Origin of the sequence: Peptoniphilus sp. BV3C26, from assembly GCF_000478985.1 — a bacterium.
Classification (GTDB): Bacteria; Bacillota; Clostridia; order Tissierellales; family Peptoniphilaceae; genus Peptoniphilus_B; species Peptoniphilus_B koenoeneniae.
Map to the genome: position 1 here is coordinate 1 of NZ_AWXB01000059.1, position 9956 is coordinate 9956.

General features: G+C 31.7%; 10 protein-coding genes. 4 read left to right on the forward strand and 6 right to left on the reverse strand.

Annotated features, from left to right (window positions below; all coding sequences use genetic code 11):
- Positions 1 to 935 precede the first annotated feature (935 nt).
- A complete protein-coding gene (gene hisS, locus HMPREF1253_RS07245) occupies positions 936 to 2240 on the reverse strand; it encodes a histidine--tRNA ligase (protein WP_023056131.1) in 1305 nt (434 codons plus the stop codon).
- Between the two features lie 18 nt (positions 2241 to 2258).
- Positions 2259 to 3863 carry a Na/Pi cotransporter family protein gene (locus tag HMPREF1253_RS07250; protein ID WP_023056127.1) on the reverse strand — a complete coding sequence of 535 codons (1605 nt, stop codon included), beginning with the start codon at positions 3861 to 3863 and terminating at the stop codon, positions 2259 to 2261.
- Positions 3864 to 4002: 139 nt separating this feature from the next.
- Here HMPREF1253_RS07250 and HMPREF1253_RS07255 point away from each other — a divergent pair, with 139 nt between their 5' ends.
- Positions 4003 to 4614, forward strand: coding sequence for a DUF47 domain-containing protein (locus HMPREF1253_RS07255; RefSeq protein WP_023056124.1), 612 nt, complete (start codon positions 4003 to 4005; stop codon positions 4612 to 4614).
- Here the strand turns inward: HMPREF1253_RS07255 and HMPREF1253_RS07260 are convergent.
- Both HMPREF1253_RS07260 and HMPREF1253_RS07265 read right to left on the reverse strand, forming a co-directional pair.
- Positions 4600 to 5802 carry a sensor histidine kinase KdpD gene (locus tag HMPREF1253_RS07260; RefSeq protein ID WP_023056130.1) on the reverse strand — a complete coding sequence of 401 codons (1203 nt, stop codon included), beginning with the start codon at positions 5800 to 5802 and terminating at the stop codon, positions 4600 to 4602. The genes HMPREF1253_RS07255 and HMPREF1253_RS07260 overlap by 15 nt on opposite strands.
- Positions 5803 to 5804: 2 nt before the next feature.
- Positions 5805 to 6494 (reverse strand): response regulator transcription factor, encoded by a 690-nt coding sequence (locus tag HMPREF1253_RS07265; RefSeq protein WP_023056126.1) that lies wholly within the window; start codon positions 6492 to 6494, stop codon positions 5805 to 5807.
- Between the two features lie 55 nt (positions 6495 to 6549).
- Here HMPREF1253_RS07265 and HMPREF1253_RS07270 point away from each other — a divergent pair, with 55 nt between their 5' ends.
- Genes HMPREF1253_RS07270 through HMPREF1253_RS09725 form a run of 3 tightly spaced genes read left to right on the forward strand, consistent with a single transcriptional unit; the run spans position 6550 to position 8608 of the window.
- On the forward strand, positions 6550 to 7470 hold the full coding sequence (locus HMPREF1253_RS07270) for a YihY/virulence factor BrkB family protein (RefSeq protein ID WP_023056133.1): 921 nt from the start codon (positions 6550 to 6552) through the stop codon (positions 7468 to 7470).
- A 57-nt stretch (positions 7471 to 7527) separates the two neighbouring features.
- Entirely contained in the window at positions 7528 to 8265 is a 738-nt protein-coding gene (locus tag HMPREF1253_RS07275; RefSeq protein ID WP_023056128.1) for a polysaccharide deacetylase family protein, read from the forward strand.
- Between the two features lie 55 nt (positions 8266 to 8320).
- Complete coding sequence (locus HMPREF1253_RS09725) at positions 8321 to 8608, forward strand: hypothetical protein (protein ID WP_023056129.1); 288 nt, start codon at positions 8321 to 8323, stop codon at positions 8606 to 8608.
- A 47-nt stretch (positions 8609 to 8655) separates the two neighbouring features.
- On the opposite strand, the gene HMPREF1253_RS07280 is transcribed toward HMPREF1253_RS09725, so the two are convergent.
- Both HMPREF1253_RS07280 and rpiB read right to left on the reverse strand, forming a co-directional pair.
- Positions 8656 to 9309, reverse strand: coding sequence for an L-fuculose-phosphate aldolase (locus HMPREF1253_RS07280; RefSeq protein ID WP_023056132.1), 654 nt, complete (start codon positions 9307 to 9309; stop codon positions 8656 to 8658).
- Positions 9310 to 9401: 92 nt separating this feature from the next.
- Positions 9402 to 9833, reverse strand: a complete 432-nt coding sequence (rpiB, locus tag HMPREF1253_RS07285) for a ribose 5-phosphate isomerase B (protein ID WP_023056125.1) — start codon at positions 9831 to 9833, stop codon at positions 9402 to 9404.
- Positions 9834 to 9956: the final 123 nt, after the last annotated feature.

Genomic DNA, 9956 nt, shown 5'->3' on the forward strand with positions numbered 1-9956 from the left:
AATTGAAAAAACATAAAAGAAAATGCTTCACGTAGGGCATAAAAAATTTTAAAAATAAATGTTAAATCAAATATTTATTTTTTTCTCCCACACGACACACACGGACCGGTAAACCGGTCCCTACAGCCCACAAGGGCCCACATGGGAATGTAGGGTAATTTTTTGCGTAAAGATTTCAAAAGAATAGAACTCCGCAAGAGAATGTAGGGACCAATTTATTGGTCCGATCGCCGTTAGGCGAATTAAATAAAATAAGCAATGAAAAAAGGTAAATATAAAATAATAGATCTTTTAAAATTACAACCAATGTAGGGACCAATTTATTGGTCCGGCGCCGTTAGGCGAATTAAACAAAATAAAAGACGAGAAAACAAAAATTTAAATAAAAGGTAAATTGAAAAAATTTAAAATAAATGTTAAATCAAATATTGATTTTGTTTTCCCACACGATACACACGGACCGGTAAACCGGTCCCTACAGCCCACAAGGGCCCACATGGGAATGTAGCGTAATTTTTTGCGTAAAGATTTCAAAAGAGTAGAACTCTGCATATGAATGTAGGGACCAATTTATTGGTCCGGCACCGTCAGGCGAATTAAATAAAATAAAAGACGAGAAAACAAAAATTTAAAATAAATGTTAAATCAAATATTGATTTTGTTCTCCCACACGATACACACGGACCGGTAAACCGGTCCCTACAGCTCACAAAATCCCATGTTGAATAATTGAAAATTAAAACCAATGTAGGGACCAATTTTGAAGACCTAACCCGATTTTTGCAAAAAATCGTGGTAGGTCTCATGCAACTATTTGCCCAAATCTTTGATTTGGTTGCAAATATCTGCTATTGGTCCGATCGCCATCATTCGAATTAAACAAAATAAAAAATCCATTGATTTTTTCATATTTCAATGGATTTTTGTTTTATTTTTTATTTTAATTTTTGACAAATCTCTTCTATGGAAAGTTCTTCTTGGTCTGATGTTTTCATGTTTTTCAAGGGATAAAGTCCTGTTTTTATTTCATTTTCTCCCAATGCTAGGGAATAGGGTATGTTTAATTTGTCTGCATATTTAAATTTTTTACCTATTTTTCCTTCTTCTGAATAAATTATTGCCTTTATGCCCTTTTCTTTTAAGGTTTTTACAAGTCTTATTCCTTCTGTTAAAAAGCCTTCCATGGGGATTACTATTAGGTCTACCAGGGATTTATTTTCTGCTTGTATTAGGTTTTTTTCCATGAGTTTAAAGAAGAGTCTTGAAAGTCCTATGGATATTCCTACTCCAGGAAGTTTTAAGTCTGTATAGTATTCTGCCAGGTTATCGTATCTTCCTCCTGAACATACGCTGCCTACGTCTTCATGGCCGGTTAAGAATGTTTCGTAAACTGTCCCTGTGTAGTAGTCCAGTCCTCTTGCTATTTTTAAGTCTACTTCTATGTTTTCTTCTGATACTCCAAAGGCTTCTATATATTCCAAAACTTGACTTAGTTCTTCTATGCCTTCTTTAAATTTTTCGTTTTCTATTTTTAAGCTTTTTAATGCTGAGATTTTTTCTGAGTTTTTGCCTTGGATTTGTAAAAATTCCAATATTTTTTCTATTTCTTCTTCTTTTAAGCCCTGATCTTTTAATTCTTCAACCATTTTCCCCATGCCTATTTTGTCAAGTTTGTCTATGGTTCTTAATATTTCTTCTTCTTTTTTTGCTCCTAAGTTTTCAAAAAATCCTTTTAATATTTTTCTGTTGTTTATGTGAACTTTAAAGTTTCCAAGTTTTAAGTCTTTAAATATTCCACAGATTATGACAGGCATTTGGGCGTCATTTACAAGGGAAAGTTTTCCATTTCCTATGGCGTCTATGTCGCATTGGTAAAATTCTCTAAATCTTCCTCTTTGGGCTCTTTCGCCCCTATATACTTTGGATATTTGATATCTTTTAAAGGGAAAGTTTAGGTCGGAAAAGTGTTCTACTGTATATCTTGCAAGGGGTACTGTTAGGTCAAAACGCATACTCATGTCTGTGTCCCCTTTTGTGAATCTGTAAATTTGTTTTTCCGTTTCTCCTCCTCCTTTTGCTAAGAGGACTTCGGTTTTTTCAAGGACTGGTGTGTCTATGGGAAGAAAGCCATTTTCTTCGTAATGCTTTCTGATTATGTCCATCATTTTATTAAATAATATTTGTTCTTCCGGTAAGAGTTCCATAAAGCCCGGAAGGGTTGAGGGTTTTACTTTATCCATTAATTTCACCTTTCTTTTTTAATTGATTATTAATTTTCCTACGTTGTAGATATAGGCTTGTATTCTTTCTAAGGCACTTAAAGTTTTTTCAAACACAAGGCCGCTTTCAGGATCACATACGCCAAGTCTCATTCTATCCATGTGTTCATTTCTATAATCATCTACATAGGCTTCTATCCTGTTTGAGAAAAATTTAAGTCTATCTTTTTTCTCTTGAGATGGAAGTTCCGTTATAACTGTATTAAGCATTGTCATTATTGAGGTTTGGACTGCGTTTAATTCTTTTATAGATTCTTCTGTGTAGATTAATTTTTTGTCTTCTTTTAATTTTGCTCCTTCTGCTATACTTTTTGCGTGGTCTCCTATTCTTTCAACGTCTCTTACTATTCTCATATAGCCTGTATAGTTTGCTGCCATGTTTTCATCCATTTCCATGGATAGGCAGTCAATAATATATCTTGTTATGTTGGAGTTTAGGAAGTTCAAAATTTTTTCATTGTGAAATACGGTTTCGTATTTTTCTTCTTCAAATTTACTTATTAAGTCCATGCTTATTTTAAAGTTTACCATGGCTATGTCTATCATTCTATGGGCTTCTGCACGGATGTCTGTAAGTTCTGTTGCTGCTTCTCTCATAGTTTTTTTAGGATTTATATATTGAAGACTCATTTCTTCTTGTTCCTTGTCTTTTCCTCTGATTATAAAGGTTGAAAGTTTAGCAAGGTATTTTGAAAAGGGAATAAGTATTACTGTTGCCATTATGTTAAAAAAAGTGTGCATGTTGGCTATTTGGGCTGCTGGTAATGCTCTTGATATACTTTCTATAAATTTATCTATTGGGATAAATTGTGCAATGATAACAAATATAATTGTTCCTATAAGGTTAAATAGCACGTGGACTGCTGCTGTTCTTTGAGCATTTTTTGATGTTCCTATGGAGGAAAGGACACTTGTTATACATGTTCCTATGTTAAAGCCGCAAATAATATACATGGATCCGTGAAGACCTATTAAGCCTTCATTGGCTATTGCTTGTAATATTCCAAGAGATGCTGCTGAAGCTTGAATTATTGCTGTTATTACTGCTCCTGCTATAATTCCCAAGAGTGGGTTTGATATGCTTATAAGTAAGTTCCTAAATCCCTCATATTCTCTAAGGGGACTCATGGAGCTACTCATAAGTTGCATTCCCATAAATAAAAGCCCAAGTCCTAAAATTACTTGCCCTAAGTATTTTACTGTTGGTTTTTTTATAAATTTTCTGATAAAAAATCCAATAAAGGCAAGTAATGGTGCGATACTGGAAATATCCAGGGCTACAAGTTGACCTGTTATTGTTGTTCCTATGTTTGCACCCATGATAATTCCCACTGCTTGTTCAATAGTCATAAGTCCTGCGTTTACAAAACCTACTACCATTACAGTGGTGCCTGATGATGATTGTATTAGGGCTGTTACTCCTATACCTACCAAGAGGCCTTTTAGGGTTGATGATGTCATTTTTTCAATCCATTTATGTAGCCTATCTCCTGCTACAAGTTCAAGGCCGGCGCTCATTAAGTCCATTCCGTAAATAAAGAATGCAAAGCCTCCTAAGAGTCCAAAAATATAAGTTATCGGCATTTATTCCCTCCCTTTGTTTATAATTAAATAATATCTTAAATGAAAAGTTTTTTAAAGCATTGTGTAAACTTTTATAAAGGTATTTTATATAATATTGTAAAAGTATCTTTCTTATGTTATTTTTTACTTGGAGGTCTTTATGGCTAATAAAATTTTTTATGAAATGTTAAGTGAGCTTTCAAAATATACAGTTAGGGCATCGGATATGCTGAGAAGAACTTTTTATGAATTTAATTACGATGATATGAGATTTATAATGATGGAAATTCATGAAATAGAAAATGAAGCTGATGCTATAAATCATAATTTGCAAAAGGCTCTTGAAAAACAATATATAATTCCTATGAGAAGGGAAGATATTGCCCTTTTAGGTCAAACGACTGATGCTGTTGTAGATTCTATTGAAGATGTTATAAGAAGTTTTTATATGTATGACATAAAAAAAACCATTCCACAAGTGGAAGGTTTTATAGATATAATTGAAAATTCCTGCAAGGAAATTTTTAATATTATGTCCAATATGAAAAATCCAAAATCTTTTAAAAGTCTGGAAAAATCCATTGAACTTATAAGGTCCTATGAAGATCAGGCTGATGGGCTTTATATAAGGGCAAACAAAGAACTTTTTGACCTTAATAATCCTGATGAGCTTATTAAGTGGGAAGAGTTGATTTTCAGGCTGGAAAAATGTTGTGATACTTGTAAAAATGTGGCTGATACTGTAAATAACATCTTTTTAAGATACAACTGATCCTTCAATGGGAAGGGAAATAAAAGTTTGAAAATAGTCCCCATCTATTACCAGTTCAAATTTTCCTCCCAAAATCTCTACTAAATTTTTACTTATATAAAGGCCCAGACCTGAGCCTTCTTTTGTTCTTGATCTGTCTACTTTTACAAGTTCTTTCATAAGTTCCTCTGCTGATATATTTAATTTTTCTGCAGAGGTATTTTTTATGGAAAAATAAATATTATTTTCATCTGTTGTTGTTTTGGAATAGATTCTTGTCCCCTTTAAGGAATATTTGTAGGCGTTTGACAGAAGATTTTGAATAACTCTTGAAACTAAATTGCCGTCTGAATAAATAAATATATTTTCCTTATCGGAGTCATATATAAAATCCAAGTTGTTTTTTTCAAACAAGCTTATAAAATCTCCATAAGTTTGGTTTACAAGTTCGTTAAATTCTATAATTTCCTTTTCAACTTTTATATTTTTGGCGTTGGTCCTTGCTGCGTAAATTAGGTCTATTATCCTGGATTTAAGTCTTCTTGAATTTCTGCCTAAAATGTTTATATATTCTTTTGCTTCTTCATCTAAGGTCTTCTTTTTTTCTAAAAGGTCTGCATAATTTATTATGGAAGTTAGGGGAGTTTTTAAATCGTGAGATATATTTGTTATAAGCTCCACTTTCATCATTTCATTTTCCATTTTTTCCTGTATCATTTGGTTTATATCTAAGGAAATATTATCCAGCATTTTTAAATTTTTAACTGTTTTTTGAGTGGCAAAATTTTCATCTATTTCTATTTTTTCAAAACTTGCCGTCTTTTTTATAGCATCTGACAAAATTATGTTTTGTGAAACTTGCCTTTCTATTTCAAGGCAAAGTCTTAAAAGTAAAAATACTATAAAATAAATTTTCGTTCTTGTAACTAAGGCTGACAAAATCAATATGAGGGCAAGGATATTAAAGACAAAAGACAACATATAATAGGGGCTTTGTCTTCTTCTTACATATAAATTTAAGGTCCACAGGGAATTTAAAAAATTTTTTTTATAAATTTTTATAAGGACAATTAAAAGGAATAGGCCTACTGCCAAAATATGTCCTATATCTATAAATATAAAGTCTAAAATTATAAGAAGATTTAAAAGGACAAATTCCATTTTTATGTCTTTAAGAATTTCTATAAGTTTTTTTTCTGAGTTTTCCATTTTTATCCTTCAATTTTATATCCCATTCCGTAAACTGATTTTATTAAATCGGGTTTGTGGGGATTTATTTCTATTTTATCCCTCAAGTGGGAAATGTGAACGCTTATTATCTTTTTTACATCATGGGCTTCTTCTTCCCATACATATTTGTAAATTTCATTGGAAGAAAATACCCTACCCTTATTTTGAACTAAATAGAGTAAAATTTTATATTCATAGGGAGTTAAAGAAACTTCTTCTCCGTCTACAGTTACAACTTTTGCAGAATCGAAAATTTTTACCCTTCCTATAGAATACTCGTCTTTTGCTATGTTTGCCGATCCAAGGCTTGTATATCTTCTTAAAACGGAATTTACCCTGGCAACAAGTTCTATGGCATTAAAGGGTTTTGTTATATAGTCATCAGCTCCTATGTTAAGGCCTATAATCTTATCTGTTATTTCCGCTTTTGCTGAGAGGATTATAATTGGGATGTTTTTATTTTCTCTAATTTTTAAAATGGCTGTTGTTCCGTCCATTTCCGGCATCATTAAATCCATTATTACAAGATGAATGTCTTCTTCTTCCATAATCTTCAAAGCTTCTTTTCCGTTATAAGCTTTAAAAACTCTGTAGCCTTCAGCTTTAAAATATATTTCAATAGCATGTACTATGTCTTTTTCGTCATCACAAACTAAAATATTAAAAATCATTTTTCACCTCTTAAATATTTTCTCCTTTTTATTATATAATATATGTGAGGTACTTATGAACAAGCTAAGTGATTTTTTATATAAAAAAAGAAATAATAATTTTTTTATTTTTATTGATAAACTTTTTTATAGGATTGTTAAGGGGAATATTTTGGCTATGGCAGGCTCTCTGTCATTTTTTTCTTTAATTTCAATTTTTCCTTTTGTCTTTGCTCTTCTTAGCCTTATAGGTTCTATAAAGATTTTAGATTATGATCCGGTTTATAGTGCAATAGGTCTTTTGCCAAAAGAAATCGGAAGGATTGTTTACAATTTTATACAGATGCTAGAGGAAAATTCTTCTGGTGGTTTTCTTTCCCTTTCACTTTTTCTTGGTCTTTGGTCCGCATCAAGTGGCATAAAGCAAATTTTGTGGAACGTTAATAAATCTTACGGGACTGATGATAATAGAAATTATTTTTTAGTAAGGCTTATGGCTATGTTTTTTACTGTTTGCCTTATGATTATGGTTTTTATTTTGACTTTTACTCAAATTATAGGAGAAACCTTTATTTTAGATATTTTTAAGTTTTTTAAAATAAATTGGGATTACAGTTACCTTTTCAGCAACTTAGTGAAAAATTCCCTTCCTCTTATTTATATCTTTATAATTTTTATTGTTCTTTATTATTTTGGAATTAATCCCTACACAAGAAGTCTTGTAAAGATTAAAAATGTAATGCCTGGAGCTTTATTTACTTCCATTTCTCTTATTTTCATTACTTTTTTATTTGGAAGATATTTAAATACTTTTGCATCCTATTCTGTTACTTATGGGTCTCTTGGCAGTCTTCTTGCTTTTTTTATCTGGACCTATTTAATGAGTATTATTATTTTAATAGGGTCTGAGATAAATGGAGTTTTCTTTTCCATGAAGAATTTTAAAAGTCAAAATTTATGGCCAAGGCATGATTCTTTTATGAAGAAATTTTTATAAATTTTTTTGTGTAAATTTTTACAGGTTAAATATGTTATACTTATTTAGGTGATTAATTTGAAAGACAATACTAATTTCAAAAATATGAATAAAGAAAATATTTCTAATGATGATTTAGATAAAAGAAGGAATGAAAGAAGAAAAAGAGCAAGGATAAGAAAACAAAAACTTCGCAGAAGATTTTATTTTATTTGCGGAATTGTTTTTATTTTATTGATTTTACTTATGAAATCTTGTTCAAGAAAAAAAGTTGAACCTATAAAGGTTCCCGAGGACAGGGGCCTTGCTTCCTGGTATCTTATGCAAATTTTGCGGGAAGAAAAAGGACAATATGACCATTCTTCATATATACCTAAAAAACCCTATGAGTTTGCTTTTATGGCTCAAGATGCTGCTACAGGCATGTTAAAAGTCATTTCAAAAGATTCTTCTCATATTACTCAGGCTGATTCTTATGCCTATCCTGCAGAAGAAATCAGAGATTATATTCGTGGAGAAAAAGACTATACCGGAAAAGATAAACTTGTTTTTCTAACTTTTGATGATGGTCCTAACAACACTATTACGCCTGGCATCTTAGATATTTTAAAAAGAAATCAGGTTCACGGAACTTTCTTTGTTGTAGGTAAAGCCGTAACAGAAAATCATGAAGATGTTTTAAGAAAAACTATTTTAAATGGAAATTCTATAGCCATTCATTCTTTTAGCCATGACTATTCCACTTTATATCCAAACAGAACTGCTGATGCTCAAACTATTGTTGATGAAGCTGTTCTAACTCAAAAAAAGACTTAAAAAAATATTTGGCGATGACTTTACAGCTCATGTCTTCAGATACCCGGGCGGTCATATGTCTTGGGCTGGTATTAACGCTTCAGATGCTGCTTTAAAGGATAGAGGCATAACTTGGATCGATTGGAATGCTCTTACAGGTGATGCTGAACCGTTCAGAGTGCGTCCTAAAGATGAAAATGAACAAGTCCAATACCTTGACACCTCTTTGAACCAAAACAAGCATACAGAGGTTGCTGTGGTCTTAATGCACGATGCCTCTACTAAACCCTTAACCCTTAAAAGTTTACCTTTAGTTATTAATTATTTTAAGGAAAGAGATTATAAGTTTTGTATTTTAAAATAAGTTTTTAAATAAAAAGCCCCTAAAGTTCTATCTTCAGGGGTCTTTTTTTAATCTCTTTTCTTTTGTCCGTAAGTTTTAAATTTTTCCAATACTTCGTCCATTTTTTCGTCTTCTATAATTTGAGGTTTTCCTGCACTTAAAGAAATTACATGAATTTTGCAAAGTTGTTCTAAAGTCATGGCAAGGTTAAAAGCTGATTCTATATCTTTTCCCCATGTTAATTGACCATGGTTTGCTTGAAGACAGGCTCTTCTTTGTCCCATTGCTTCCATTGATGCTTGGGCCAGTTCTTTAGTGCCGAAAGTTTCATATCTTGAACATTTTACAACTTTATCTCCTGCATCGGCTATTATATAATTTGATGCTGGAAGATCCATTCTAAGAGTTGAAAGCACTGTTGCATAGGTGGAATGGCAATGAACTGTGGCTCCTGCTTGAGGGTGATTTAAATAAACATAGCGATGCATTTCATGTTCACTGGAAGGCTTTTTTTCTCCTTCTATTATTTTTCCATCCAAATCCATTATTACTATATCTTCCACTTTTGTTTTAAAATAATCTATTCCGCTGGGGCTTATGGCAAAATATCCCAGTTCCTTATTAAAAATGGAAATATTTCCTCCGGTTCCTGTGGTTAAACCGTCAGTTATTAATTTTTTTCCAAATTCTACTATTTTTTCTCTTTCTTCAATCATTAACATAATTTTACCTCTTTTTTTATTTTTCTATTTTAGTTTAAGATATGAAATTTTTTAAGCTAAGGATAAAAATAAAAAGAACATTTCTATTCCTTTTATTCTTCTTCTATTTTTTTTATCCTTGCTTCGTGGCGGCCGCCTTCAAATTGACTGTTAAAAAATTCATCAACTATCATTTTTGCAAGGTCTGTTCCAACTATTCTTCCACCCATGGCTATTATATTTGCATTATTATGTCTTACGCTCATTCTTGCAGAGTAGGGTTCTGAGCAAACACAACATCTTATTCCCTTAACTTTATTTGCACTTATAGAAATTCCTATTCCAGAACCACAAACAAGGACTCCTTTTTCAACTTCTCCTTCTACAAGTGCGTGAGCAACTTTTTTCCCATAATCAGGGTAGTCAACTCTCTGTTCACTATATGTACCGTAGTCAATACATTCATGTCCCTTTTCTTCCAAATATTTTTTTAATTCTTCTTTTAAAGCAAAGCCTGCGTGATCTGCACCAAAACCAATTTTCATTTAACTTCTCCTTTTATTTTAATAAAAATTAAACACATTTATTTAATAATACCATAAATAATAGAATAATTTTCTATAAGAAACCTAAAAAAATAGAGAGCCGATGCTTAACATACAGCTCTC

Excerpts from the sequence above, each read along its gene's own strand:
- hisS (WP_023056131.1), bottom strand. The coding sequence starts at position 2,240 with ATGGATAAAGTAAAACCCTCAACCCTTCCGGGCTTTATGGAACTCTTA.
- HMPREF1253_RS07250 (WP_023056127.1), bottom strand. The coding sequence starts at position 3,863 with ATGCCGATAACTTATATTTTTGGACTCTTAGGAGGCTTTGCATTCTTT.
- HMPREF1253_RS07255 (WP_023056124.1), top strand. The coding sequence starts at position 4,003 with ATGGCTAATAAAATTTTTTATGAAATGTTAAGTGAGCTTTCAAAATAT.
- HMPREF1253_RS07260 (WP_023056130.1), bottom strand. The coding sequence starts at position 5,802 with ATGGAAAACTCAGAAAAAAAACTTATAGAAATTCTTAAAGACATAAAA.
- HMPREF1253_RS07265 (WP_023056126.1), bottom strand. The coding sequence starts at position 6,494 with ATGATTTTTAATATTTTAGTTTGTGATGACGAAAAAGACATAGTACAT.
- HMPREF1253_RS07270 (WP_023056133.1), top strand. The coding sequence starts at position 6,550 with ATGAACAAGCTAAGTGATTTTTTATATAAAAAAAGAAATAATAATTTT.
- HMPREF1253_RS09725 (WP_023056129.1), top strand. The coding sequence starts at position 8,321 with ATGTCTTGGGCTGGTATTAACGCTTCAGATGCTGCTTTAAAGGATAGA.
- HMPREF1253_RS07280 (WP_023056132.1), bottom strand. The coding sequence starts at position 9,309 with ATGTTAATGATTGAAGAAAGAGAAAAAATAGTAGAATTTGGAAAAAAA.
- rpiB (WP_023056125.1), bottom strand. The coding sequence starts at position 9,833 with ATGAAAATTGGTTTTGGTGCAGATCACGCAGGCTTTGCTTTAAAAGAA.